This window comes from Exiguobacterium sp. s183, assembly GCF_018617655.1.
In the GTDB taxonomy this organism is placed as follows: Bacteria; Bacillota; Bacilli; order Exiguobacteriales; family Exiguobacteriaceae; genus Exiguobacterium; species Exiguobacterium aestuarii_A.
On the sequence record NZ_JACSKN010000001.1, the window covers coordinates 898,243 to 924,622 of the forward strand.

At 47.4% G+C, this 26,380-nt stretch carries 32 protein-coding genes; all 32 read right to left on the reverse strand.

All coding sequences use genetic code 11. The annotated features are described in order from the left end of the window. Nucleotides 1-19 precede the first annotated feature (19 nt). Entirely contained in the window at nucleotides 20-580 is a 561-nt protein-coding gene (frr, locus tag KNP62_RS04780) for a ribosome recycling factor (RefSeq protein WP_074034674.1), read from the reverse strand. Next, nucleotides 577-1,302 (reverse strand): UMP kinase, encoded by a 726-nt coding sequence (gene pyrH, locus KNP62_RS04785; RefSeq protein ID WP_214740153.1) that lies wholly within the window; start codon nucleotides 1,300-1,302, stop codon nucleotides 577-579. The genes frr and pyrH overlap by 4 nt, the downstream gene beginning before the upstream one ends. Nucleotides 1,303-1,412: 110 nt before the next feature. Next, entirely contained in the window at nucleotides 1,413-2,294 is an 882-nt protein-coding gene (gene tsf / locus KNP62_RS04790; protein WP_074034676.1) for a translation elongation factor Ts, read from the reverse strand. Between the two features lie 117 nt (nucleotides 2,295-2,411). Then, nucleotides 2,412-3,152 carry a 30S ribosomal protein S2 gene (gene rpsB, locus KNP62_RS04795; protein WP_015881415.1) on the reverse strand — a complete coding sequence of 247 codons (741 nt, stop codon included), beginning with the start codon at nucleotides 3,150-3,152 and terminating at the stop codon, nucleotides 2,412-2,414. A 152-nt stretch (nucleotides 3,153-3,304) separates the two neighbouring features. Further along, complete coding sequence (locus KNP62_RS04800) at nucleotides 3,305-3,691, reverse strand: hypothetical protein (protein WP_214783730.1); 387 nt, start codon at nucleotides 3,689-3,691, stop codon at nucleotides 3,305-3,307. A 12-nt stretch (nucleotides 3,692-3,703) separates the two neighbouring features. Next, entirely contained in the window at nucleotides 3,704-4,474 is a 771-nt protein-coding gene (locus tag KNP62_RS04805) for a FliA/WhiG family RNA polymerase sigma factor (protein WP_214783733.1), read from the reverse strand. 12 nt (nucleotides 4,475-4,486) lie between these two features. Further along, the gene (locus KNP62_RS04810) at nucleotides 4,487-4,972 is read right to left on the reverse strand and encodes a chemotaxis protein CheD (protein WP_074034679.1); all 486 of its coding nucleotides are present in this window, start codon (nucleotides 4,970-4,972) and stop codon (nucleotides 4,487-4,489) included. Continuing rightward, nucleotides 4,965-5,564, reverse strand: a complete 600-nt coding sequence (locus KNP62_RS04815) for a chemotaxis protein CheC (protein ID WP_214783736.1) — start codon at nucleotides 5,562-5,564, stop codon at nucleotides 4,965-4,967. Before KNP62_RS04815 ends, KNP62_RS04810 begins: the two co-directional genes overlap by 8 nt. After that, entirely contained in the window at nucleotides 5,554-5,985 is a 432-nt protein-coding gene (locus KNP62_RS04820; RefSeq protein WP_214783739.1) for a chemotaxis protein CheW, read from the reverse strand. The genes KNP62_RS04815 and KNP62_RS04820 overlap by 11 nt, the downstream gene beginning before the upstream one ends. 12 nt (nucleotides 5,986-5,997) lie before the next feature. Continuing rightward, entirely contained in the window at nucleotides 5,998-7,995 is a 1,998-nt protein-coding gene (locus tag KNP62_RS04825) for a chemotaxis protein CheA (RefSeq protein ID WP_214783742.1), read from the reverse strand. Between the two features lie 19 nt (nucleotides 7,996-8,014). After that, the gene (locus KNP62_RS04830; RefSeq protein ID WP_214745442.1) at nucleotides 8,015-8,854 is read right to left on the reverse strand and encodes a MinD/ParA family protein; all 840 of its coding nucleotides are present in this window, start codon (nucleotides 8,852-8,854) and stop codon (nucleotides 8,015-8,017) included. Continuing rightward, complete coding sequence (locus KNP62_RS04835) at nucleotides 8,833-9,906, reverse strand: flagellar biosynthesis protein FlhF (RefSeq protein ID WP_214783745.1); 1,074 nt, start codon at nucleotides 9,904-9,906, stop codon at nucleotides 8,833-8,835. The genes KNP62_RS04830 and KNP62_RS04835 overlap by 22 nt, the downstream gene beginning before the upstream one ends. Further along, nucleotides 9,907-11,928 (reverse strand): flagellar biosynthesis protein FlhA, encoded by a 2,022-nt coding sequence (flhA, locus tag KNP62_RS04840; protein WP_285800604.1) that lies wholly within the window; start codon nucleotides 11,926-11,928, stop codon nucleotides 9,907-9,909. Nucleotides 11,929-11,941: 13 nt separating this feature from the next. After that, on the reverse strand, nucleotides 11,942-13,036 hold the full coding sequence (flhB, locus tag KNP62_RS04845) for a flagellar biosynthesis protein FlhB (RefSeq protein ID WP_214745445.1): 1,095 nt from the start codon (nucleotides 13,034-13,036) through the stop codon (nucleotides 11,942-11,944). Further along, entirely contained in the window at nucleotides 13,033-13,803 is a 771-nt protein-coding gene (gene fliR / locus KNP62_RS04850) for a flagellar biosynthetic protein FliR (protein WP_214783751.1), read from the reverse strand. Before fliR ends, flhB begins: the two co-directional genes overlap by 4 nt. After that, complete coding sequence (gene fliQ, locus KNP62_RS04855; RefSeq protein ID WP_015881403.1) at nucleotides 13,800-14,072, reverse strand: flagellar biosynthesis protein FliQ; 273 nt, start codon at nucleotides 14,070-14,072, stop codon at nucleotides 13,800-13,802. The genes fliR and fliQ overlap by 4 nt, the downstream gene beginning before the upstream one ends. A gap of 11 nt (nucleotides 14,073-14,083) precedes the next feature. Further along, nucleotides 14,084-14,749, reverse strand: a complete 666-nt coding sequence (gene fliP / locus KNP62_RS04860; RefSeq protein ID WP_214783754.1) for a flagellar type III secretion system pore protein FliP — start codon at nucleotides 14,747-14,749, stop codon at nucleotides 14,084-14,086. Beyond that, nucleotides 14,746-15,240, reverse strand: a complete 495-nt coding sequence (locus KNP62_RS04865) for a flagellar biosynthetic protein FliO (protein ID WP_214783757.1) — start codon at nucleotides 15,238-15,240, stop codon at nucleotides 14,746-14,748. Before KNP62_RS04865 ends, fliP begins: the two co-directional genes overlap by 4 nt. Then, nucleotides 15,237-15,602, reverse strand: a complete 366-nt coding sequence (locus KNP62_RS04870; protein WP_074034690.1) for a response regulator — start codon at nucleotides 15,600-15,602, stop codon at nucleotides 15,237-15,239. Before KNP62_RS04870 ends, KNP62_RS04865 begins: the two co-directional genes overlap by 4 nt. Before the next feature lie 13 nt (nucleotides 15,603-15,615). Next, nucleotides 15,616-16,737 (reverse strand): flagellar motor switch phosphatase FliY, encoded by a 1,122-nt coding sequence (gene fliY / locus KNP62_RS04875; protein ID WP_214691825.1) that lies wholly within the window; start codon nucleotides 16,735-16,737, stop codon nucleotides 15,616-15,618. Beyond that, nucleotides 16,734-17,723, reverse strand: a complete 990-nt coding sequence (gene fliM / locus KNP62_RS04880) for a flagellar motor switch protein FliM (RefSeq protein ID WP_074034699.1) — start codon at nucleotides 17,721-17,723, stop codon at nucleotides 16,734-16,736. Before fliM ends, fliY begins: the two co-directional genes overlap by 4 nt. Nucleotides 17,724-17,732: 9 nt before the next feature. Next, nucleotides 17,733-18,185, reverse strand: coding sequence for a flagellar basal body-associated FliL family protein (locus KNP62_RS04885; RefSeq protein WP_074034701.1), 453 nt, complete (start codon nucleotides 18,183-18,185; stop codon nucleotides 17,733-17,735). Continuing rightward, nucleotides 18,178-18,396 (reverse strand): flagellar FlbD family protein, encoded by a 219-nt coding sequence (locus KNP62_RS04890; RefSeq protein ID WP_031421671.1) that lies wholly within the window; start codon nucleotides 18,394-18,396, stop codon nucleotides 18,178-18,180. The genes KNP62_RS04885 and KNP62_RS04890 overlap by 8 nt, the downstream gene beginning before the upstream one ends. Then, nucleotides 18,396-19,265 carry a flagellar basal body rod protein FlgG gene (gene flgG, locus KNP62_RS04895; RefSeq protein WP_074034702.1) on the reverse strand — a complete coding sequence of 290 codons (870 nt, stop codon included), beginning with the start codon at nucleotides 19,263-19,265 and terminating at the stop codon, nucleotides 18,396-18,398. Before flgG ends, KNP62_RS04890 begins: the two co-directional genes overlap by 1 nt. 18 nt (nucleotides 19,266-19,283) lie before the next feature. Further along, complete coding sequence (locus KNP62_RS04900) at nucleotides 19,284-19,712, reverse strand: flagellar hook capping FlgD N-terminal domain-containing protein (RefSeq protein WP_214783760.1); 429 nt, start codon at nucleotides 19,710-19,712, stop codon at nucleotides 19,284-19,286. Continuing rightward, nucleotides 19,684-20,748: a flagellar hook-length control protein FliK gene (locus KNP62_RS04905; RefSeq protein WP_214783762.1), complete on the reverse strand. Its 1,065-nt coding sequence runs from the start codon at nucleotides 20,746-20,748 to the stop codon at nucleotides 19,684-19,686. Before KNP62_RS04905 ends, KNP62_RS04900 begins: the two co-directional genes overlap by 29 nt. A 22-nt stretch (nucleotides 20,749-20,770) precedes the next feature. After that, nucleotides 20,771-21,340 (reverse strand): MotE family protein, encoded by a 570-nt coding sequence (locus tag KNP62_RS04910; RefSeq protein WP_214783765.1) that lies wholly within the window; start codon nucleotides 21,338-21,340, stop codon nucleotides 20,771-20,773. Then, nucleotides 21,321-21,776 carry a flagellar FliJ family protein gene (locus KNP62_RS04915; protein ID WP_214783768.1) on the reverse strand — a complete coding sequence of 152 codons (456 nt, stop codon included), beginning with the start codon at nucleotides 21,774-21,776 and terminating at the stop codon, nucleotides 21,321-21,323. The genes KNP62_RS04910 and KNP62_RS04915 overlap by 20 nt, the downstream gene beginning before the upstream one ends. Next, nucleotides 21,773-23,092 (reverse strand): flagellar protein export ATPase FliI, encoded by a 1,320-nt coding sequence (gene fliI, locus KNP62_RS04920; RefSeq protein WP_214783771.1) that lies wholly within the window; start codon nucleotides 23,090-23,092, stop codon nucleotides 21,773-21,775. The genes KNP62_RS04915 and fliI overlap by 4 nt, the downstream gene beginning before the upstream one ends. Further along, complete coding sequence (locus tag KNP62_RS04925; RefSeq protein WP_214783774.1) at nucleotides 23,079-23,804, reverse strand: FliH/SctL family protein; 726 nt, start codon at nucleotides 23,802-23,804, stop codon at nucleotides 23,079-23,081. Before KNP62_RS04925 ends, fliI begins: the two co-directional genes overlap by 14 nt. Continuing rightward, nucleotides 23,788-24,795: a flagellar motor switch protein FliG gene (gene fliG, locus KNP62_RS04930; RefSeq protein ID WP_074034724.1), complete on the reverse strand. Its 1,008-nt coding sequence runs from the start codon at nucleotides 24,793-24,795 to the stop codon at nucleotides 23,788-23,790. Before fliG ends, KNP62_RS04925 begins: the two co-directional genes overlap by 17 nt. Before the next feature lie 5 nt (nucleotides 24,796-24,800). Then, complete coding sequence (fliF, locus tag KNP62_RS04935) at nucleotides 24,801-26,372, reverse strand: flagellar basal-body MS-ring/collar protein FliF (RefSeq protein ID WP_214783777.1); 1,572 nt, start codon at nucleotides 26,370-26,372, stop codon at nucleotides 24,801-24,803. Between the last annotated feature and the right edge of the window lie 8 nt (nucleotides 26,373-26,380).

A 26,380-nucleotide genomic window follows, 5' to 3' on the forward strand; every position in this document is an offset into this window, starting at 1 on the left:
TGGTATACCACTTCCGTGATTACACTTCCATGATTTCTTTTTCTTTCGTTGCTGCAGATTCATCAATCTTCTTGATATACGAATCCGTCAACGTTTGAACGTCATCTGCATATCCGCGGAGATCGTCTTCTGTTAACTCGCCATCTTTTTCGAGTTTTTTCAAGTTTTCGTTAGCATCACGGCGAACGTTACGGACAGCGACTTTCGCCTCTTCCGCATATTTCTTCGTGATTTTAACCAATTCTTTACGACGTTCTTCCGTCAAGGCAGGAATCGCCAAACGGATGACTGTTCCGTCAGAAGATGGAGACAAGCCGAGGTCTGCCTTTTGAATCGCTTTTTCTACTTCAGAAACCATTGATTTATCCCATGGTTGAATCAAGAGCAAGCGCGCTTCTGGTGTATTGATGTTTGCCACTTGATTGAGTGGTGTCGGAACACCGTAATAATCAACTTGAACAGGATCCAAAATCGATGCGCTGGCACGGCCAGTGCGAAGCGTACCAAAATCACGTTTCAGTGACGTGTGCGCTTTTTCCATTTTTTCTTCAGCTGTTTGCAATACTTCTTTGACACTCATGAATTGACTCCTCCTACTACCGTCCCGATATGTTCCCCGAGTACGACACGTTTAATGTTACCTTCTTCAAGCAATGAGAATACAATCAATGGAATGTGATTGTCCATACAGAGTGATGTTGCCGTTGAGTCCATGACTTGAAGCCCGTCTTTTAAGACATCAAGATAAGACAACGTATCATATTTCACTGCAGTGGCATCCAATTTCGGATCGGCAGAGTAGACGCCGTCCACATTGTTTTTACCCATTAAAATGACATCGGCTTCGATTTCAGCAGCGCGAAGCGCAGCTGTCGTATCCGTTGAGAAATATGGGTTTCCTGTACCCGCTGCAAAGATGACGACGCGACCTTTTTCAAGGTGACGCATTGCCCGGCGACGAATGTATGGCTCAGCAACTTGTCGCATTTCAATTGATGTTTGGACACGCGTTTGGACACCGTACGTTTCAAGGCTGTCTTGAAGGGCAAGTGAGTTTAAGACAGTGGCGAGCATTCCCATGTAGTCTGCGTTTGCCCGGTCCATTCCAAGTTCACTACCCGTCTTTCCACGCCAAATGTTTCCGGCACCAACAACCACGGCCACTTCTACACCCATCTCGATCAATTCTTTAATTTGATTTGAGATTGAGTTTACAATGTTAGGGTCAATCCCATAACCTTGATCTCCAGCGAGCGCTTCTCCACTCAATTTTAACACAATTCGTTTATATTTCGGTTCCATAACTTTGCCTCCTCTTGCTTGAAAAAAGGGAACACGCTCCCTTAACGAACTAACTCAAGGTTATAAAGACGTGTTCCCAATTTTGAATGCATCATATACGATGACGCAGATTATTTTTTAAGTTGGTTCATAACTTCTTCAGCAAAGTTCTCTTCACGTTTCTCCATACCTTCTCCTACTTCGAAGCGTACGAATGAGTTGACTTTCCCGCCTTTAGATTCTACATACTTACCAACTTTGAAGTCGCCGTCTTTTACGAACGTTTGGTCTACGAGGCAGATTTCCTCGAAGTACTTGTTCATGCGACCAGCAATCATCTTCTCAACGATGTTAGCAGGTTTGCCTTCGTTAAGAGCTTGCTCAGTCAAGACTTTCTTCTCACGGTCGATTTCTTCAGCTGATACTTCATCGCGTGTCGCGTAAAGTGGACGTGCTGCTGCAACGTGCATTGCAACGTCTTTTGCAACTGTTTCGTCAGACGTGCCGTCGATTACGACTACAGAACCGATGCGACCACCCATGTGGAGGTACGTACCGAATACAGCGTCGTCAGCTTTTTCAAGAACAGCCACACGGCGGAGTGAGATTTTTTCTCCGATTGTAGAAGCTTCTTCTTGGATGTACGTTTCAAGCGTTTTGCCTGCTTCGTAATCAGCTGCGAGTGCTGCTTCTGCAGTTGTTGCGCCTGAAGCGAGTACTGCTTTTGCTACGTTGTTGACGAGTGTTTGGAACTTCTCGTTCTTCGCAACGAAGTCTGTTTCTGAGTTGATTTCGACGAGCACAGCTTTGTTGCCTTCAACTGCTACTGCTGTCAAACCTTCAGCGGCGATACGATCACCTTTTGCTGCTGCTTTAGCGATTCCTTTTTCGCGAAGGAAGTCGATTGCTGCTTGCATGTCACCGTCTGTTTCAACGAGTGCTTTTTTGCAATCGAGCATTCCTGCTCCTGTTTTTTCACGAAGTTCTTTTACCATTGCTGCTGTAACTGCCATCGGAAATTCCTCCTTGTAAAACTTACGAATTTTAAGAAAAAGCACGAGGCTTTTTGAATACTTGTCCTAAAAAAAGGTGATAAAAGGCTTTCCCTTTATCACCTATTGTCTCACTGATTACTCAGCTTCTGTAGCTTCAGCTTCTGTCGCTACAGCTTCTTCAGCAACTTCTTCTTCACCTTGCTTCGCTTCGATGATTGCGTCTGCCATTTTCGAAGTGAGCAATTTAACTGCACGAATTGCATCGTCGTTCGCTGGGATAACGTAGTCGATTTCATCTGGGTCACAGTTTGTGTCGACAATCGCAACGATTGGGATGTTCAATTTGTGAGCTTCCGCGATTGCGATACGCTCTTTACGTGGGTCAACGATGAAGAGGGCGTCAGGCACACCAGGCATATCCTTGATTCCGCCGAGGAACTTCTCAAGACGAGTCATTTCTTTTTTCAAGATGATGACTTCTTTCTTAGGAAGCACTTCGAACGTGCCGTCTTCTTCCATTTTTTCGAGTTGCTTCAAGCGGTTAATACGCTTTTTGATTGTTGAGAAGTTAGTGAGTGTTCCACCCAACCAACGCTCGTTAATGAAGAACATACCAGAACGGATTGCTTCTTCTTTGATTGTATCTTGAGCTTGTTTTTTCGTACCAACGAAGAGGACGTTTCCGCCTTCTGCCGCGAGTTCACGAACAAAGTTGTAAGCTTCGTCTACTTTTTTGACCGTTTTTTGAAGGTCGATGATGTAGATCCCGTTACGCTCTGTAAAGATGTATTTCGCCATTTTTGGGTTCCAACGGCGTGTTTGGTGACCGAAGTGTACACCAGCTTCAAGCAATTGCTTCATTGAAATTACTGCCATGATAAATTTCCTCCTTGTGGTTTAAAAAAGTCCTCCGCCTCGTTCATTGTTGTATTCCGACCTTTCGGCACCGAGGAATATCATCCCGAGACGTGTGTGATGTGTTTAACACCGAGAACTACTATAGCATATGTCACGAAATCCGGCAACTCTCACTTTTTGCGAAGTTTTGCATATAGCGCGAGTTCACCTTCCCCTTTTCCGAGGATGCGGGCCGCGTCTCGAACCGAGTGGCGCAGTAACACATCGTCTACGTCAACCGACGTTGTTGAGTTCTCTTTATTCAACTCCTCGGACACGGACTCAACGTTTGCTTCAACAAGTATCGAGTCTTCCTGATCAACGTCCACTTTACGCTCTATCGGTTCTTTCGTGACAAGATCATTCATCGACTCCATAAATGAGAGAAGCAACGTCTCCGTCTCCTGTTTCTCTCGTTCGAGTCGCTCAACCCGTTCTTGTAACGCCTGGACTTGACGGTACCCGAATAAAAAACCGTAAGCAACCAAACAAGCCGTGATCACATATACAATATACACTTGTTCATCTCCTTACGACGTCTTTTCTTCTAAATACGACCGTCCGAGTGCCTGCTTTAACGTCTTCAACGCTTTTGAATGGATTTGAGAAATGCGGGAAGTCGATAATTCGAGCACTTCCCCAATCTCAGTCAATGTCAATTCATCAAAATAAAATAACGATACGACGAGCCGTTCTTTTTCCGATAGATGGTCTACTTCTGTCGCGAGCACATCAATCAACTCTCGTTGAAGGAGTGTGTCTTCCGGTTTTTCGGAGTCCGGGTCGAAGTACGTGACTGACATGACTTTGCCTTCCTCTTGTAACGTCACGGCCTCGTCGATCGACAACATATTAGCAAAATACCCTTCTGCCATCGTTCGTTCGATTTCTGAAATAGGAAGATCACAAGCAGTCGCCAACTCATTCTTCGTCGGAGCGCGATGAAGTGACTGTTCAAGTTGTTCTGCTACCTGATCGATTTTTTTCACTTTCTCACGAACCGATCGAGGCAACCAGTCTACTTTTCGCAACCCATCGATGATGGCTCCTCGAATTCGAAATGCAGCGTACGTATCAAATTTATTATTATGCTCTGGATCATATTTCATAAGGGCATCGTACAATCCCATGTAACCCAAACTTTTCAATTCGTCGCGTTCGACGCTCTTTGGAAGCGTCACGATCATCCGTTGTACGTGGTAGTGGATGAGAAACTCGTAATGTGCTAGTAATTCGTTTGCTGTATCCATATCACGGTCCGTATTCCAGCGATCCCACAACTGTGTAAGATGAGTCGTCATGTCGATCCCCCCTTATAGTTCTTTCGTACCTACGCTCACCGTCCGAATCGATAAGACCGATGTCGCAACATCGAATTCAATCGTCCGTCCGTTATGACCGCCACAATCTTCGGCCACGAGCGGAATCCGATGAACCTTTAATGCTTGACGAATCGCCTCGGCGTTCCGTTCGCCGATTCGCATCGCTTCATTCTCATATTTGAATTGAAACATTTGTGCCCCACCAGCCATTTTTGCTTGTAACCGCGTCGCTCCCTCTCGTTTGAGAGAACGGACGAGCGTATCGATGGCTGTGTCCGCATATTTTCCTACTTCAATCGCTTGATTCTTCCGCGCAATGGTCGAGTCGGGTAACATGACATGCGCCATCGCTGCCAATTGGAGACGAGTGTCATATAAGATGACACCTACGCACGAACCAAGTCCGGCTGTCCGTAACCGATTCGGTGCCGTCGTTTGTTTCCATTCGGCGATGCCGATTTTTAATACGTCAGCCATTGCCAAGCAACCGTTCTTGAATGCGTTTGAGCGAACCATGTGTTGGTAGGAACAACACATGTCCTGCACTTACTTTTTGATCAATCATAAAGGTCGTATCGATATACAGTGCGGCGTCTTCCTCGGGTTGAACCGATGTGACGACAAACTCGACGATTGATCCTGCCATATCGATGGCGGTTGCCGGTACTTGAATCATGATTGGAGTCTGCAACCAATCCCCTAATGCACGTGCGTACGCACCACTCATAATATTCCCGACCTCTTCCCAGGCCGATTGTCCGAGTTCATCACCAGATTGGAACGAGAATGGCATGCCGATCAGTGTCGACACCATCTGCTCGGCGTCCTCAACGGCAAATAAAATAAGAATCATGCCGCGAATCTCACCATCTAACTCGAGTAGCACCGAAGCGACGTGTCGCTCCGGCCCCCCCACTCGATCAGGTAAATACGAGATCGGCTCCATTTCAGCCGAGGAGACCGTGATATTCACCGGTTTGGCTAACATGGCGGATAACGCAGTAGCCGCATGACCAGACCCTATATTTCCCAGTTCCTTTAACAAGTCTTGCTCAAACTCACTCAGCATACTGTTCCTCAAACAACGCATTCGCATCGAGAAGTGAGAAGAGTTTATCTTCCCCTTTAGCGATTGCTGTCAAGTGTGCTGCGATCATGTCGCGACTCGATTCAGGAATCGGTTCAATCCGCACTTCATCACTTTCGACCACTTCGTTTGCGCGGTCGACGATGAAACCCGCATCCCCTTGATTCAATGATGCGATTAAAATACGCGTCTCATCCGTCGGTTCGATTTCTTCATAACCGAGGCGTAGACGAAGGTCGATGACCGGTGTGACGACACCCCGAAGATTGATGACCCCTTTCACGTGTGACGGGGCGTTCGGGACGCGTGTGATCGGCTGAAGCCGCTCGATTGAACGGACCGACTGCACATCGATCCCGTACGTATTTTCTTCAAGTGAAAAGACTACCCATTTCTGTTCCATCCAAATTCCTCCTTAAAAGAGATCATTACTATCTACGATAAGGGCGACGCGACCGTCACCAAGTATGGTCGCACCTGAGATAGCTGGAATCCCTTCAAGATACGTACCGAGCGGTTTCATGACAATTTCTTGTTGACCAATCAAATCGTTGACGACGACGCCGACGAGTTTGTTTCCTTTTCGAACGACGACGACCGGGAATTGGGATTTCGTCTCTGATTCGATTCCGAACATTTCTTTTAAGTAGACGAGTGGAACCAATTGCCCACGGAAATCAAAGACGCGCTCACGATGCGCCGTCAAAATGTCCGCTTCATCAAGTAAGGTTGTCTCAAGAATCGATGACAACGGAATCGCATACGATTCCTCACCGACTTGTACGAGCATGGCCGAGATGATGGAGAGGGTGAGTGGCAAGCTGACCTGGAATTTTGTTCCTTGTCCCGTGACCGTCTCTAGTGAAACGACACCACCGAGCGACTCGATTTTATTTTTGACGACATCGAGTCCGACACCACGACCTGAAAGGTCCGTTACCACATCTGCTGTCGAGAAGCCTGGGGCGAAGATCAGCATCGCCAGCTCGTTCTCAGACATCATGGTCGCCTCTTCATCCGAAATGACGCCACGTTCTAATGCTTTCGAGCGAACTTTATCGACATTGATGCCGGCACCATCATCCTCAATTTCAATGAAGACGCGGTTACCGCCATGATAAGCGCGGAGGGCTAGCATGCCTTGTTCCGGCTTGCCTGCTTTCACGCGAACTTCAGGGCGTTCGATTCCATGATCGATTGCATTCCGAATCAAGTGAACGAGCGGGTCGCCAATTTCATCGATGACCGTCCGATCAAGTTCTGTCTCCGCACCCGAAATATCCAATTGAACTTTCTTATGAATTTCTTTCGCGACCGAGCGAACCATGCGTGGGAAGCGATTGAACACTTGCTCAATTGGCATCATGCGAAGTGTCAAGACGAGAGATTGCAGTTCGTTCGTACCCCGCTTGATTTTTTCAACCGTTTCATTCAATTCTGGTTGCCCCACCTCGTCAGCGAGTCGTTCTAAACGCCCACGATCGATGATGAATTCTTCGAACAAGTTCATGAGACGATCAATCCGTTCCAAGTTGACACGAATCGTCTTCGCTTGTGCCTGGGCCGCAACTTGTTCTTTCGTATCTTTCGTTTCTTTTTCTTCCTGGTCTGGAGCTGTCTGCACTACTGGTTCTGGGACTACCGCTTCGGCTGTCACTGCGACTTCTGGTTCGCTTTCTGACGCCCCTGTGAACACATTGACTTCGACACGCTCCACTTCCGACACCTGGGCGATGGCGTGTTCGATGACTTCCGCTGTCTCTTGTGAGAGGAACAAGACGTCAAACGACAAGTCGAATTGCTCTTGTTCAATTTCTTCTGTTTCCGGATGTGTCCGTACCACTTCACCGAGTTCTTGAAGGCGATCAAACACCATGTAAGCCCGAGCCGCTTTTAAGACGACAGCGTCTGATAGTTTTACAGTGATTTGATACGCTTCAAACCCAGTTTGTTTCGCCTGGTCGATTACTGAATTCGTATAAAGGTCGACTTCGAATGTATTTGACTCTTTTACCTCAGTAACCACAACCTCTTTTCCACCGATAAACGATTGGAAGGCAGCGACCGTTTCAGAAACGTCCACGTTCGCACCTCGTCCGCCGTTCTCAATGTCAGCAATCATGTCCTCCATCTGTTCCATCGCGATGAACATCGTGTCCAACAAAAGTTGGTTGCTTTCTTTTTTACCACCACGAACGAGGTCGAGTGCACTTTCCATCTCATGCGTCAAATTGGCCACGTGTTCGTACCCCATCGTCGAGGACATCCCTTTTAACGTATGCGCAGACCGGAAAATCTCTTGAACGACATCCGCTCCACCCGACTGTTCTAACTTAAGTAACTGTGTGTTGATCGATTGGATATGTTCTTGGGATTCATCTAAAAACAACCCTAAGTATTCGTTCACGTCCATCTTCATTGCCTCCCTGTCGTTATACTCGGTTCCATTGTTTCCGTAAGTTCCCCATCAAACGGTCCATCAAGTGACGTGGTTTTGGAGGCGTTCCCGTAAGCGTTGTCAAAATTCGTTCGAGCCGCCAGCTAATATCACTCTTTCGATTGTATTGATAAAACGGGACTTGTGCGATGACTGCCTTTCGGACTGAAGGGTCATCCGGTAAAAATCCGAGGAATCGAATCGTCTTATTTAAGAACTGCTTGCATGCGACTTCCATCCGTTCGAAACATTGCAGTGCTTCCTCTCCAGACTGAGCTCGGTTCACAATGACGCCGAGTGGTAAGTCGGGATATTGATGATGCACTAGTTTTGTATATGCGTACCCGTCCATGAGCGAAGTCGGTTCCGGTGTTAAAATTAAAAACATTTCGTCACACCCCGCAATAAATTGCAGGGAGGTGTCCGTCGCCCCGGCGCCCATATCGAAAAGGACGTAATCATATGCGGTCAGTACTTCGAGTTCTCGCATGAGAAATTGCATGTCATCATCTGAGAGATGGACGAGTTGGTCTTGTCCACTCCCTCCATGTAATATATCGACACCATGCACATTTTTCTGAACAGCTGAAGCCAATGGAATACGAGCTTTTACAGACTCAATCATCGTTCTCGACTTCATCGCGTTCATCAAGATATGGACGTTGGCCATGCCGATATCAAAGTCGACGATCAACACCCGTTTCCCGAGTTCCGAAAGGGCGATGGCCGTGTTGACGCAAACGTTCGTCTTTCCAACGCCGCCTTTTCCGCTTGCAAAAGCGATGGTCGTCGGATGGACATCATTGATTGCTCTTAAACGCCTTGCTTGGTCCATCTGGCCCACCCTTCTTTCTCGAACAGTCGTTTCGTCAATGCTTCCGCATCTCCTCGAATCAAATCATCTGGCACCTCTTGACCGTCTGTCATCCATGCGACAGGCAAGCTGCTCTTTTTCACCATTCGATACATCGCGTGAATGTCACTCGTCTCATCCGCTTTGGTAAAGATGAGCGAACTGAGGGGGAGGGATTCGAACTGGGAATAAATCATGTCCATATCTTTCATTTTGGATGTCAAACTCAATACAAGCGATAGACTCGTTTCCGTGAAGTCATGATGTTCGTGAAATTGTTCCACGTAGGCTGGGTCTCGGAAATTTCGACCTGCTGTGTCGATCAATACAATATCTTTTCGGGCAAATAATTGCTTTGCTCGCTTAAAGTCATGAAAGTCGTATGCCACTTCAACGGGGATACTCATAATTTCTGCATACGTCTTCAACTGTTCGATAGCCGCGATTCGATACGTATCTGTCGTAATCAGCCCGACCGTTTTTCCTTCTGTCAATTTGAAATGTGCAGCTAGCTTGGCAAGCGTCGTCGTTTTCCCGACACCCGTCGGTCCAACGAGCATGACATAACGCTTCGCTTCAGGTGGCTCGACGAAAGTCGATTTAACTTGCTCATACACGAATCGTTCTGCTACTTCCACAGACTTCGTCGTATAGTAAAGCTCGTTCAACGTCTCTTCCCATGACTCTTCTGCGAACGACTCCGTCGAAAGTAACGCGTCGATGTGCTGTAGTGACGAGTGCAGCCTTGGTGCTGTCCCTCCTACCATACGAGGTGTTGACGGTACTTGAGGTGATGGCGTTGGTGCAGGTGCTGTGGTCGGCTCTGGCCGAACCGATTCTGTTCGCCTTGGCTTCGTGACCGCCTTCTCTTTTTCGAGTGCGGCGATGACTTCCACTTGTTTCGAAGCGAATAAACCAAACCATCCGGTCTTCACTTGCCGCGAATTGAGGATGACCGCTTCATCACCTAGCTCTTGCTTCACTTTCGTCATCGCCTCAGCCATCGTTTTTGCTGTAAATTTTTTAATTTGCATTTAAATCACCCCAATACTTTTCACTTCGACGGAACTGAGTAACTCGTTATAGGCCAAAACAGGCACATCTGGATAGTATCGTTCGAGCAACTGTCGGACGAACAATCGAATCGTTGGTGAACATAAAATCACCGCCGATGCACCGTAGCGTTCGAACATCGACAATTGTTCGCCCGTACGTTCGATGATCTCACGTGCTTGCTCCGGGTCGAGCGCCAAATAGTTCCCAAACTCGGTCTTCTGTACGGCATCTTGAACGGTCTGTTCCGTCTGACCACCAAACGTGACCACATACAATGGACCTTCTGGTGGCTTGACTTGGTCGGTCAGCTGACGAGATAATCCTTGGCGACAATATTCCCCGAGGATTTCTGCATCTTTCGTTACCTTTCCGTAGTCTGCCATCGTCTCGAACAAGAGAGGCAAGTTTCGAATCGATACGTTCTCTTGTAATAAGTGACGTAGTACTTTTTGAATTTCACCGATCGAGAGGACTGAAGGCGTCACATCTTCTACAAGAACCGGATGAGTTTCCTTCAAGTGCTCGACGAGTTGTTTCGTTTCTTCACGACCGAGTAAATCAGCGGCATGCTTTTTCAGCGTTTCGGTCAAATGTGTCGCGACGACGGATGGTGGGTCTACGACAGTGTACCCACTCATTTCAGCTCGCGTCCGTGTCTCCTCATCAATCCAAAGGGCAGGAAGTCCGAATGCCGGTTCCGTCGTTTCAATTCCATATACTTCTGGGTCTTCAATCCCTGGGCTCATCGCCAAGTAATGGTCGAGTAACAACTCCCCTTCTGCAACGACGTTTCCTTTCACCTTGATGCGATACGCGTTCGGCGAGAGTTGTAGGTGGTCGCGAATACGAACCGTCGGCAAGATAAAACCGAGTTCGAGTGCAAGCTGACGACGTATCATGACGACACGATCTAACAAGTCACCGCCTTGTGACTCATCCGCAAGGGGGATCAAGCCGTAGCCGAACTCGAATTCAATCGAATCGATTTGTAAGAGCGAGACGACAGATTCTGTCGGAGCCGTCGAAGGTTCTTCTTCCATGATGGGTTCCTCCGTTGCCTGCCGGATGTTTCGTCGCATCGTATACGCTCCGAAGAACGCTGTACCTGCGATGATCATCGTCACCGGAATAAGTGGAGGTGACACGAAACCGAGCAAGAAGACGATGCCGCCTGCGATGTAGAGAAGCGATGGGTTTTGACCGAGCTGGTCGATGACATCCTCCCCTAAATTACCGTCTGAGACGGCACGGGTCACGATGATCCCGGTCGCTGTCGAAATCAAGAGTGCTGGGATTTGACTGACGAGTCCGTCCCCGATCGTCATGAGCGAGAACGTTTGGAATGCCTCCCCGACCGGTAGTCCCATTTGAACGACGCCGATGATGATTCCGAAGATCAAGTTAATCGTCACGATGATGATTCCGGCGATAGCATCCCCTTTGACGAACTTGGATGCCCCATCCATCGAACCGTAAAAGTCGGCCTCGCTTTGAATTTTACGGCGACGCATCTGCGCTTCCTTGTCATCAATCAATCCGGAGTTCAAGTCAGCATCGATGGCCATCTGTTTCCCTGGCATTGCATCGAGTGTGAAGCGGGCGGATACCTCAGACACACGCTCGGCACCTTTTGTAATGACGACGAACTGAATGATGACGAGAATCAGGAAGACGACGAATCCGACAAGGACATTTCCTCCGATGACGAAGTCACCAAACGTCGCAATGACTTCCCCTCCATACCCGTTCGAGAGGATCGATCGGGTCGTCGATACGTTCAATCCGAGACGAAACAACGTCACAATCAATAAGAGAGAAGGGAATACGGAGAAGTCGAGCGCTTCTCTGGCGTTCATCGCCACAAGTAAGATCATGAGGGCGATTAAAATATTTACGATGATTAAAAAGTCTAATAAAAAGCCCGGTAACGGGATGATCAGCATGATGACAATCATCAAGACACCAATCAAAACTGCAAAGTCTTTTGCTTTTACTGCCAACACATACTCCTCCTCAAGACGGTTGCTTCATTTGATAGACGAACGCGAGCACTTCGGCGATTGCTTGATAGAATGATTCGTCCACCACTTCTCCAATATCGATTTGTGCGTAGAGCGCACGTGCGAGCGGCTTGTTCTCGACAATCGCCACATCGTGCTCTTTTGCGACATCTCGAATATGAAAGGCGACTCGGTCGACCCCTTTTGCGACAACGAGCGGCGCAAAATCTTTCGTGTCATCGTAGCGGATGACGACCGCGTAATGGGTCGGGTTTGTGATGACGACGTCGGCATTCGGAATTTCTTGCATCATCCGTCGCATCGCCATTTCCCGTTGTTGCTGCTTAATCTTGGATTTGATGAGTGGGTCACCTTCCGAGTTTTTATACTCGTCTTTAATGTCTTGCTTTGACATTCGAATCGATTTTTCGAAATCAAATCGTTGGTAAAAAAAATCAAGCAATGCGAGTGCGAGCAAGGCGACACTCACCCAGAGCCCAAGCTCAATCGTGATACCTGCAAGCGCGACGATGGATTCTCGAATCTGCTCGACGGCCATACGGGACAATTCTTTTTGGTTTTGCCAAAGGACAGCAACAGCGGTTGTCAGGATAATCAAAAATTTGAATAAGGACTTTAAAAATTCGACGACCGCTTTCATGCTGACAATCCGTTTCACCCCTTTGATTGGGTCGATCCGTTCGAGCTTTGGCTGGATTGCTTCCAAAGAAAAGAGCGTTCCAACTTGTAAATAGTTGATGAGAATCCCGAACACGACAGCGACGATGAAAAATGGAGCCAAAATCAATCCGACTCGAAGCATCAAGTCGATGACCATACCCGACATGCCCTCAGATACATTGAAGAGTAAATATTGCGGGCTAAGTAAATCTCCGATGAGTGATAGCAGCTGTTGCCCAATCATCGGTCCGAAGAAAGATAGCATGAGAAACATGGCAAAGAGTGCGAATGCCCCCGTCAAATCAGCAGATTTCGCGACTTGCCCTTTCTTTCGTGAGTCCTCTCGTTTACGCGGTGTCGCTTTTTCTGTTTTTTCACCTGCAAAAAACTGTAGATTGACCGATAAAGGATATAGAGGCTTCTTCATGAGGCATCTCCTAGTATAAGCATAAAGTCGTGCATGACTTCTTGTAATAGCGGAATGAACTGACTAATGCCCGTCAATGTCAATCCCATCAACAACACCATGACGGCAAATCCAGCAATGAGTTTAAACGAAAAACCAATTGCAAAGATATTGAACTGTGGCGCCGATTTCGCTAAAAATCCAAGTGCCAAATCGACAAGTAGTAATGATGCCATCATCGGCAAAGCCAATTGCAAGGCGACCATCATCGTCATCGTGACAACTTTCACTGCCATCATGAGTGAGGCTTCCGAGAAGTTGATCATCGGTTGACCGGGTGGATAGATTTGAAAACTGTAATAAATGCCGTCAATCAGGAGTAAATGTAAATTACTCGTCAATAAGATGAACAAGGTAAAAATATAATAAAATCGTCCAATGAGCGGAGACTGTCCGCCAAACATCGGATCGTATGCGGAAGCCATCGCCAATCCGAGTTGAAGATCGATGACCCCTCCGGCAATCTGCGGAGCAAAAAAGAGAATGTTAATCAATAGTCCAAGCAACAGTCCGATCATGACCTCATAGACGACTTGCAGGACGAACGCATTCGTCATCTCGATTGGCTCGGTCAATGTGAACATTGCGTAATACGCTAAAAACGCGCTAAATCCGACGCGATGCATAACCGGTAACTGCCTCGTCGAGAACAGTGGGACACTGACAAAGAAGCCAGAAAGCCGCGCAAACGTAAGACCGTACATACTGATGAAGTCGACCGCATTCATTTCGACGCAACCTCGACCATCAGCTCAAAAATCAGTCGCGTGAATCCTTCAATTTGTTGGAGCATCCAGGGTCCGAAGATGACGAGACCGATGAAGACCGAGATGATTTTTGGGACGAACGAAAGCGTCTGTTCTTGAATTTGAGTCGTGGCCTGTAAAATCGAGATCACGAGACCGACAATCAGTGAAATGAGTAGCAATGGCATTGAAATTTTTAATAATGTCCACACACTCTCTGTTGCCAAGTAAATGACCATTTCTTGTGTCATGTCCGTTCCCCCTACATACTTCTAAGCAATGATTCCACAATCAAGTGCCAGCCATCGACCAATACAAATAACAATAATTTAAACGGTAAGGCAATCATGACCGGTGGTAACATCATCATCCCCATCGACATGAGGACACTCGCAACAACCATATCGATAATTAAAAATGGCAAGAAAATCATGAATCCGATTTGGAAAGCCGTTTTTAACTCACTAATCGCATATGCCGGAACGAGCGCGAGAAGCGGTACGTCATCAAGTGATTCAGGCTGCTCGTAGTTCCCATACTTCAAAAAGAGTTGCAAATCTTCTTGTCTTGTATATTTCGACATGAATTCTTTCATCGTCCCGCTCGCTTCATCAAACGCTTCATCTTGAGAGATTTGATCATCGAGATAAGGTTTTAATGCGTTCTCATTCAAATCAGAGAGAACGGGAGACATGACGAACAATGTAATGAACAAGGCTAATCCGACAATCAACTGGTTTGGCGGTGTTTGCTGTGTACCGAGCGCCGGTCGAATGAAAGATAAGACGACGACGACACGTGTGAAGCACGTCATCAAAATTAAAAAAGATGGTGCAAGTGTCAATAACGTCAGTAAAATCAAGAGTTTGATCGATGTGGATGTACTGTCTGGTGTCTCTAAATTGATTAATTGCTCAAACGTTGTCATGACTTCTTCCTCACTTCTTCTAGTTGAGCAAGTTGTTTCTTAAAGGTATCCAAAAATGCATTCGAATTCGCCGTTCGGAGTGATAAAGGTTCCGACTGCTCCTCGTCCATCGCTTCCGCATCGAGTCGATCAATCAATTGAATCGATTCCCCGACGCCGAGGACATAGACTTGATCTCCAAGCTTCACGAGTTGGACGGAACGGTCTTTTCCGAGTGGGACTCCTCCGAGATGTTTCATATGCTGAGTCGCTTTCACACCTTGTGTTTTGGAACCGAGCCAACGCATCAAGACGATGAAACCGCCGACCACGACTACGAGACTCAACACGACTTTCACGCCATTCCCAATCGTTGACGCTGTCGTTGGAACGTTACTTTCCAATTCTTCTGTCTGTTTTTGCTCGAATTGTTGGTCTACGGTGGCGGCCTCAACCGTGGTCGGAATATAAAGACCGACCACGAGAAGAATAATCAACCACCATTTCTTCATTGTGCGACCGTTTTAGAAACCGCTTCGATGACGCGCTCTGCGTTGAACGGTTTGACGATGAAGTCTTTCGCACCTGCTTGAATCGCATCGATGACCATCGCTTGTTGCCCCATCGCTGAACACATGATGACTTTTGCGTTCGAGTCGAAACTACGAATCTCTTTCAATGCTGCAAGTCCGTCCATCTCTGGCATCGTGATATCAAGTGTGACGAGGTCCGGTGTGAGCTCACGATATTTCACGACCGCGTCAGCTCCGTTTTCTGCCTCACCTACTACGTCATATCCGTTCTTTGTCAAAATATCCTTGATCATCATACGCATGAACGCTGCGTCGTCTACTACTAATACTTTTGCACTCATTCTAATTTCCTCCTTAAACGATTCCGATCCGCTCATGCGGTTGAATAATTTCTGTTACACGTACCCCAAAGTTTTCTTCAATGACAACCACTTCTCCTCTAGCAATCCGCTGTTGGTTGACGTAAATATCAACCGGTTCGCCTGCTAGCTTGTCGAGTTCGATGATTGAACCTTGTGATAGCTCGAGTACTTCCCGGACAGATTTTTTCGTTCTGCCTAGTTCGACGGTCACGTTCAACGGAACGTCATACAGTAATCCTAAGTTCGCCGGCACGGACTCTTGCGGAGCCGGTGATTGGAGCGGCATGAATTCAGCTTGGCTTACCGCGACCTCTGGCATCGATTTTTGTTTTTCCGGTTGTGCTTGTGGTTGCGCCTGTGGTTGCGCTTGGGGCTGAGGTTTAGGCGCCTCGGCTTTCGGCTGCTCTTTTACAGGTTCTGCAGCTTGTGCCTCCCCGGTCGCTTTCATCAATTCGTCGACCAACTGTTTTCCGAATTGAATTGGTGCAATTTGAACAATTGTCGAGTCAATCAATGTACCGACTTTGAGATTGAACTCAATCAGCACCATCGTCTCCCAGAGTTCGAGGCGGTCGATAATGGTTTGATTTTTCGTCGCATCAAACACCTCGACAAGTGGTGGAGAGATATCAATCTTCTTCGAGAACACCGTCGATAAAGATGTCGCGGCTGCACCCATCATCTGGTTCATCGCTTCTTGAACAGCCGATAAGCGAATCTCATCAAGGCTTTCAGGATCGACGTTCTCTCCCGTTCCACCTAACATAAGATCAGAGATGATGGCCGCATCTTCGCGAGTCAAGACGAGGACGTTTTCACCCTTTATCCCTTCCGTGTACCCGACACGTAATGCCACATGAGGCGTCGGATAACGCTCACGCAACTCTTCGATTCTCACTTCACTGACAACCGGTGTCGTAATTTCTACTTTTTGTTGTAGCAACGTCGACAATGCCGTTGCAGAATTCCCAAACGAAATGTTTCCGATTTCCCCAAGAGCATCGCTTTCCATCGAATCTAAGTGCTCTTCTTTTTCCGCCTTTGGCGTCGGCGTACTGTCGCTTGTCCCACGTAGTAACGCGTCAATTTCATCTTGTGACAGCATCTCACTCATTGCTCTTCCTCCTTCACACGGTGAAGCACCTGAACCGCCATCCGCTTCCCGCTCACACCGACTTGCCCTTTAAATACTTTATTCTCCCCTACCATGATGGATAGAGGTTCTTTTGCCACTTGATCGAGTGCCAAACAATCCCCAACTTCAAGATGCAACAGATCACCAAACGTGATTGTCGTCTCTCCAAGTAACGAGACGACCTCGACCGTCGAGTTCATCAACTGTGCTTTCAGTGGTTCTTTGCTAGACTCACTCGCATTGCGACGATTCGCTTCCTGCATCCAGTAATGACTCGACAACTTCGACAAGACAGGTTCGATTGTCACGAACGGAAGACAAACGTTGATTGTTCCGCTCACTTCGCCGATCGTCACCCCAATCGAGATGAGGACGACCGTCTCGTTTGGTGAAACGAGTTGGAGAAACTGCGGATTCACTTCCACTGCAGACATTTCCGCCTTAATTTCCGCAATCGATTCCCACGCGTCTCCATACGTTGAGAAGGCACGTTTATACAATTGCGTCAAAATACGCATCTCGATTTCTGTGAACGATTCAATTTTGTCCATCTCGACACCAGGTCCGCCGAGTAGACGGTCGAGCATCGCATAGGAAATGTTCGGATTGACCTCGATGATGAATCGTCCGTTTAACGGTGGCGCTTCAATCAAGTTGATCATCGTCATACTCGGAATAGAATGAATGAATTCATCGTACGGTAATTGTTCGACCGAGTTGACGGAAAACTGAACATATGTGCGAAGTTGGGCCGAGAAGAACGTCGTTAACATGCGAGTGAAGTGCTCGTGAATTCGAGTCAAACTGCGAATCTGATCTTTTGAAAATCGGACGGCTCGCTTGAAGTCATATTGCCGAACTTTCTTTTCTTCCTCTTGCGCAAGAAAGGAATCCGCTTCGACATCCCCACTGCTTAGTGCAGATAGTAAGGCATCAATTTCTTGTTGAGACAGTACTTCTCCCATGATGCCACCTCACTGAATAATTTTCTTCGTCATATAGACGCGTTGGACTTCACCTTCTTCAAGCAGTCCGTTAAGTTGTTCTCGTAGTGTCTGTTCAAACTTTTGCATATCTTCTTTTGTTGCCAACTGTGTTTTTGTCATTCCAGCCAAATCCCCGAGAATGACGTTGTGAACTTGGAATTTGCGTAACTCTAGATTCTCTTTTGTTTCCAAAGAATCTGTGACAATCGTGAATTGAACGTTGATGAAACGCTCATCTTGAATGTTCGTCGTCATGTCATCGGTCGTGAAGCTTCGTTCCGCCAATTCTTCGGCAGTGACCGGTTTCGTTTTAGCGGTGACGTTATCTCCGAATACATATTTATATGTCATGAAACCGGCTCCGCCCATGACGAGTAGGACGACTAGTAAGATGATGACAACCTTCAGGCCGCCACCCTTTTTCTTCTCTTCTTCACTCATCTTCTTCACCTCTTGTGAACATCGTTCCGACTAAACCGATTGAGCGGTAAAAGGCTTCAGTTCGTTCAATGATTTGATCTTTCGTTTCTTTCACGAGATATGTTTTGCCATTAAACAATTGGATAATCGTGTCCGGTTCTGCTTTCACCGTTTCGATGAGCAAAGCGTTGAGCACGAATTCCTCACCCCGAAATGCCGTGACGCGAATCATCAGCGTTTCAAGTTGACGAGTTCTTGAAGGATCTCGTCTGACGTTGTAATAATTCGTGTGTTCGCCTGGAAACCACGTTGTGCCACAATCATTTCCGTAAACTCTTCAGAAAGGTCGACGTTCGACATTTCAAGAGCACCTGAAACGAGGTTACCTCGTCCTAAATCACCGGCTGCCCCGATGAGTGGGTCGCCTGAGTTTTGAGATTGTAAGAAGTTGTTGGCACCGACTTTCGACAAACCAGCATTGTTGCTGAAGTTTGCCGTCACAATATAGCCTGCTGTCTGAAGTGCACCGGCTGCATCGACATAACTGACTTGACCGTCTTTTCCAATCGACAATGAACGTGCATCTGTCGGAATTGAGATTTTCCCGTAAGCCGTCGATCCTGCCACGACGTCAGGAATATTCCCAGTCAAGTTCGGAGCAGGTAGGTTAGCAGCAGGTTTTGCACCCGTTCCTAATAAGTACGTTCCTTCACCTGTTACCAAGTCACCGTTATTGTCCGTATAAAAGTTACCAGCACGTGTGTACTGTGCTTGTCCGTTGACGATTGTGACGAAGAAGCCCTCACCCGAGATACCGACGTCTAACGCACGTCCCGTATTTTGCATCGCTCCTTGGTTGTAGACGTTATCGACCGTTGCCATCGTCCCACCAAGACCGACTTCTTTCGGGTTAATCCCTCCGGCCGTCGCTCCGTTACCGCCTGACGCACTACCGACTTGTTGACTGACGAGGTCTTTAAACGTGACACGACCCTTTTTGTAACCGAACGTGTTGACGTTCGCGATGTTGTTCCCGACGACGTCTAATTTCGATTGAAAGTTCTTCAGACCACTGATCCCTGAGTACATTGCTCTTAACATAATAAATTCCCCCTATGCTTATTTGATGGAAGTGATATCGTACACGCTGATCGATGTGCCGTCTTCAAGGTCGGCCATGTATCCAGTTAAATCAGATCGTGAAATCGAGACGACACGGCCTGAGCCTTTTGTCGTTTCTTCACTCGATTCCGAACTGTAGTCAATCGTTTTACCAATCATGCTACTGAATTCAGAAATCGAGGCCATATGACGGTCAACCAATACCGAATCGAGTTGTTTCGAAATCGTTTGCATTTGTTCTAGCGAAGAAAATTGCGCCATCTGAGCGATGAACTCACGGTCTTCCATCGGTGACATCGGGTCCTGGTTCGCGATTTGAGCGAGCAGCAACTTCATAAACATGTCCTTGTCATATTGATTCGTCGCTTTCGGAAGCGACTGGTCTGGCAAAGTAAAATCATTCGTCTTCGGCTGGATGCTCGTCATCCTCAGATCCTCCTTTTGGTTGTTCCTGCGGTTGTTCCTGTTCCGGTTGCTCGGAACCGTCTGGCATCGTCGATTTCGCATCGAGTGCTTGTTGTGTCAAGTTGACCTCGACCCGAACGTTTTGGGAATGAGGCATCAACGTTTGTTGTAACTGCTGGACTTGTGACTGAATCAGTTGCTTCGCCTCTTGATTGCTTGCGAACAACTTCACGACAAGTTCCCCGTTCTGCCGTTCTAGCTTGACGACGAGTTCTCCTAGCTGTTCTGGATAAAGTCGTACCGTAAACACTTTCGATCCATCCGCTCCACTTTGAAATGGTGCTTTTTGAAGTGCTGCCTCAATCCTTGCCTGTAAGTTTTCAGGCAAGGATCCCTTCGAGGCATACATGACCGTCTCTACATCAATTTGTGGTCGTGACCAGTTCAAGCCTTTCGGTAACCAATCCACGTTACTTGATTGAGGGAGTGCTTTTGCTGATTTAATGGTTTCAACGTAAGGCATGACGGGAATCTCTTTCGTGTTGCCAGTCGGTCCATTAAATTGTGCAATCACCCGTTGAATCGTTTGGATCTGCTTCCCAAGTTCTTGATTCGGGACAGCAGGTGTCACACGACTTTTCGCAGACGGATCTGCCTGTTGAATGATGCCACTACTTGAACCAGTTGTCTGAGCAAGCGCAAGGGGCGCATCCTCAGCATTGCTAGACGGCATGGACAAGTGCCCGAGTACGCCTACATATGCATCCATAAACGTCCGATATGCATCTTGCGGAAGTGATTTGAGCCATTTCAAAGTTTCAGGTTTTTGAAACCATGTCTCAAGTTCCTGCGCCACTTTTTCGAGGTCGACGAGTTCTTCAGATAATGCGCCTTCTTCAAGTTGAGGAAGCCCCGCCTGCTCCCCCGAGCCTTGCATTGGGGCAAGCATGGCGGATAAGAGGCTTAAAAAACCGCCTGCCCCCTGTGATTCGCCTTCCGTTACTCCGGTACGAGTCGCTGAACCTTGAATGGCTTGAGTTAGTAACGCAATATTCAATGTGGGTCCTCCCTTCTCATGTTCATTGGAGAAGCTGCGTCACAACTGCAGCTTGTTGCGCATTCATCCGCCCTAAAATATCAGCCTGTTGCTTCGGTGATAGTTCTTTCAACAGTTCGGCCACTTGCGGACTCTCTAGTTCTCCCATGATGGCTGCCGCCTGTTTGGCAGACATCTCTTCATACACACTCGAAATGTCAGATGTATTTTCCTCTTCCGTTGTGGCTGCTGCAAGTTCGGAGACGAGTCGGTCACGTTCTCGAATTAGGTCGGTGATCTCTTCTTGCCTTGCTTTCACTTCATTTGTCAGTTCTACATTTTCATTTCGAAGTTTCTCAATCTCATTGTTTGCTGCTTTCAACCGGTTCGTAGCGTCACTGTCGATGCCCGTCACGTTCACTTTCGCCTCAGACGTCTCAGGCGTTTCTGATGACTTTTCTTCCTCGCTAACTGGTAGGAACGGTACAGATAGAAGTGGACGATCCATCGCATAATTCATGACGACCATTCCGCCGACTAGTATGAAGATTGCTGGAATGAGGACTAACGCCACAATCATTTGTTTGCCTCGTTTATTGTTCTCTTTTGCCATGCCACTTCCCTTTCCCATGATGAATCACAGCGAGTTCGTCCATCATTAATTGCTCTGTGAGTTTTGCCGCTGTCATCTCTTGTAAACTGACCTTCTCATGTAGCGTCACATATTTCTTTTCTTCCACTACTTTCCCAAGCAGTCTTTCTTGCGACGCGTGATAACGATTGCGGGCTTGTTGGACGACAAGCTGTTGCGTTTCGATTTGACGTTTCACTTGCTCACGCGTTTTTTCTCGGTACTGAGACATGAGTAAATCAATGTATCCTTGCTGTTCATCTTGATGCTTGATCAATGACTCATACATGAGGAGAAGGTCATACAACGCTTCCATTTCCATTTCAAGTTTCGCCTTGAAGCCTCTAACTTCTGAAGCCGCATCTTCCTTCTCATGTTCAGCAATTGGCATGATTCGTTCTAGAATAAGTCTGTTCATGATTCACCTCGCGCGATGTGTGACAAATGAGTCATCGTTTGTTGGAATGCGGCGTCTTCTTCAATCGATTGCTTTAAAAATGTCAATAAGTATGGATACTTCTCGATTGCGGTGTCAATCGCTGGATTCGACCCTTTCTTATATGCGCCGATGTTAATCAAGTCCTCGGCATCGATATATGTCGCCAGCCAACTCCGAAACGTTTGTGCCGCTTCACGATGTGATGGCGAGGCGATTTGGTTCATGACCCGACTGATTGACTTCAATACATGGATCGCAGGAAACTGTCCACGGTTTGCAAGCGCGCGATCCATGACAAAGTGACCATCTAATATACCGCGCACCGCATCGGCAATCGGTTCGTTCATATCGTCCCCATCGACGAGGACCGTATAAAATGCTGTGATCGATCCGGTCGCTGCCGTCCCGCTTCGCTCTAACAATTGCGGGAGCATCGCAAAAACAGACGGTGTATATCCTTTCGATGTCGGTGGTTCTCCCGTCGCGAGACCGATTTCTCGTTGGGCCATTGCAAAACGTGTCACCGAATCCATCATGAGCACCACTTCTTTGCCTTGGTCACGAAAGTATTCAGCGATTGCGGTTGCGGTATAAGCTCCTTTCAACCGGACGAGCGGGGGTTGGTCGCTCGTCGCCACTATGACGACAGACCGAGCCATTCCTTCTGGACCGAGCTCTTTTTCAATGAACTCCTTTACTTCCCGACCACGTTCCCCAATCAAAGCAATTACGTTAATATCTGCTGAGGAGCGTTTGGCAATCATGCCGAGTAACGTGGATTTCCCCACCCCAGAACCGGCAAACAAACCGACACGTTGCCCTTTTCCTACAGTCAGGAGACCATCGATCATACGAACACCAGTCGACAACGTATCTAAAATCCGAGGACGATTCAACGGGTTTGGCGGTTTGCGTTGGACATCATACCGCTTACCTGTTGCAAGTCTCTCACCCGACAAAGGCCGTCCTAGACCGTCGAGCACTTGTCCAATCAGTTCCTCACCGACCGGGACTTGGAGCATCTTCCCGGTCCCTTTCACTAAACAACCCGGTGCAATCTGTGTCGTTTCACCGTATGGCATGAGAAGGACGCGCTCTTCATTAAAGCCCACCACTTCCGCTTCGACCGACTCATTTGAAGGGAGCATGATGAAACATCGCTCCCCGACAAACGCACTCGGTCCATTTGACTCGATCATCAACCCTACGACCCGACAAACTCGCCCGATTTTGCGAGTGAACTCGCCATCTGTAGACTGTTCGATCGTATCGATGACCTTCTCAATAAGCGCCATCCGCTAAAACCTCCTCGATTTTGGCTTGGATTCGTTCAAAACTGTAGGATAAATCCATTTCACTTCCTCGATGTGGGGATTCAATGCGCACGGACGTTTCATCTAAAGAGCTGTCTCCCCGATATTTCAAAGGTGGTGTCTCATCATCACGCCACAACGATTCAAATCGCTGAATCGAAGCAAGACGTGTGGGATGAACGAAGATCGTTAACGCTTCCGCATCAATGAGTTGCGCCATCTGTTCTTGAATCATCGCCGCGAACAGCGCCTCATCTTTTCGAACAAGGTCCGTCGTCACTTGCGCACTTATTGCAATCGCAAGGTCAATGAGTTGTACTTCCGCCTGTTTCCATTTTTCTTGGAACAGTTGTTCGAGTTCAGTGGAGACCGAGTTCAGGCGTGTCGTGACGTCTTCAAACTCGGCATATCCATCTCGTCTTCCTTGGAGTAGACCCGCTTCATAACCTTCTAATCTAGCCTGTTCATACGCTTCTTGTTTGAATCTTTCGAGTTGCTCGATTTCTGTCTGTTGAAACTGTTGGAACACTTCTTCATCCTGTCTTAATTTCTCATAACGCGACTCGATGACTTGATGATGGTCGATGCCATCAGTCGGGTCAGGAATGGATGTTTCCAATCGTTTTGATTCGATTCGCCGAGGAATATGCGATGTCGCGCGTTGACGTTTAATCACATTAGACAACGATGTCATCTCCTCCACCACGACTGATCACGATCTCACCGACGTCTTCTAGACGACGGATGATTCCGACGATTCGGCTCTGTGCTTCTTCGACGTCACGCAATCGAACAGGTCCCATAAATTCCATATCTTCTTTGAACGTTTCGACCATCCGTTGAGACATGTTCTTGAAGATGATTTGTTTCACTTCTTCTGATGACACTTTTAGTGCTAACAACAAGTCGTCGTTCGCCACTTCGCGAATGATTCGTTGAATCGCGCGTGAATCGAGCGTAACGATGTCCTCGAAGACAAACATACGCTTCTTGATTTCTTCTGCGAGTTCAGGATCTTCAATCTCGAGTGCGTCAAGAATGGTACGTTCTGTCGTGCGATCGACCCCATTCAATACTTCGACGACCGCCTCGATTCCACCCGACTGGGCATAATCTTGCATATCCGTCTGCGAGAGGTTCTTTTCAAGGATTTGTTCGACTTCATGAATGACATCCGGATTGAGTCGGTCCATCGTCGCAATCCGTTTCGCAACTTCTGATTGAATCTCAGGAGGAAGTTCCGATAAGATTTGCCCAGATTTGACCGGCTCTAAGTGAGCTAAAATTAGAGCAATCGTCTGTGGATGTTCGTTTTGAATAAAGTTCAGTAACTGTTTTGGGTCGGCTTTTCGAGCAAACTCGAACGGTCGAACTTGTAAAGTCGACGTCAACCGATGAATCAATGCCATCGCTTTCTCTTCGCCGACCGCTTTTTCAAGAACTGTTTTGGCAAAACCAATCCCACCCTGGGTAATGTAGCTCTGAGCCATCGCAAGTTCGTGGAACTCACCGAGAATGCTCTCTTTTTCTTCTGGAGACACCTTTTTGAGCGCTGAGATTTGAAGCGTCAACTGTTCCATCTCTTCTTCCGAAAGATGTTTATAAACATTCGCTGCCACTTCTGGACCTAATGAGATCATGAGCATTGCTGCTTTTTCTCGATTCGATTGTTTGGCATAGTTCACGTTACTCACTCCTCAGACATCCAAGTACGAAGTAGTTTAGCAAACTCTTCTGGATTACTTTCAGCTAATTTTTCTAACTGTTTCTTCTTCACAGCCCCTTCGCCTCGTTCCTCGAGGTCTAGGTCAGGCACTTCATCTTCATATGGAACTTCCCACTCGTTCGTCTCTTCCCCTACTTCTTGTTTGCGTCTACGCATTGCGAAGAAGATCAGGGCAAGTAAAACGACTGCTCCAGCTGCTGCCGCGTACATCCACCATGGTGTAGGCTGCTCTGTCGTTGCCACCTCTTCTGCCTCAGCGAACGGTCTCGAAACAACGACTACTTTTTGTTCAAGCTCCGCATCTGTGATGGCTTCGTCCGTTTTCGCTAGTGATGTTCGTATGATGGAATACATCATCGTCTCCAGGTCACCTTCAAGCTGTGGGTCAATACTCGTCGCACCGTCTGGTGGTTCTACAATCAATTGCACCCCAAGGTCGCGGATGGTGTACGGTGCATTTTGAATCTGTTTCGTAATGCGATTCACTTCATAGTTGATGATTTCATGATTTTTTTCACTTTCTTCTGTGCTGTCACCTGTAGCAGCAGGGAAGTTGATCGTGTCATTCTCACCGGTCCCAGTCGCTTCTGTCGCCGTTCCCGTACCGCCCGTATACGCCTCTGCAATTCGTTCAGCCGACGTCACGATACCTTCCATGTTTTCTTCATTGACTGGCGTAACAAGGTTTTGTTCTTCGGCCGTCTGAGTCGTATCAATATCTGCTGTGACAGAGACAAGAACGCTTCGTTCACCAAGAAGAACAGATAACATCTGCTGAATTTGTTGACGGACGTCTTTTTCAACTTGACGTTTCAGTGCCAACGGATCAGTGGAAGAGCCACCCGCCACAACGGTTTGATCAAGGTCATAATACGTAAAGTATTGGTCCATGATTGAGATGTTCTCAGGTTTTAAGTTCGGGACACTTTTACTGATCAAATGGTAAAGACCTTTGACCGTGTTTGGTTCTAGATTCGTTCCTGCTCCGATATTTAACACGATCGAGGCTGTCGGCTCACCTTGGTCTTCCGCTAAAAAGACTGACTTCTCAGGAAGCGAGATGATGACTTTCGCTTGGTTGATTCCTTCGATTTGAGTAATGAGCCGCTCGAGTTCCGTCTGCATCGCACTTCGTTCAATGACCGCCATTTCTCGGTCTGTTGTTCCGAAACCAGCATTTTCACTGAAGAAACTATAGTCAATCGACCCGGATTTTGGAATCCCGGCCGCGGCAAGGCTCACTTTCAATTGGTCGACCATTTCATTTGGCACATATACACTGACCCCGTTCGAAGTCGCTTTAATTTCCGACTTCACACCGTCCGCTGTCAGTTTCTCTGTCACTTCCCCCGCTTCTTGTGCGGATAAGTTCGTGTACAAAGGTGCCATATTTGGTCGTGCAAGGAAGAAAGTGAGTAAGAGTGCCGCGATTAAAATGACCGCGATGGAAATACCCCAAACGAGTTTTCGCTTCTTTGGCATCGATTTCAGCCCATCGGTCATTGATTTGAATCGTTCTTTTAATTGTTCATTCATCGCAACTT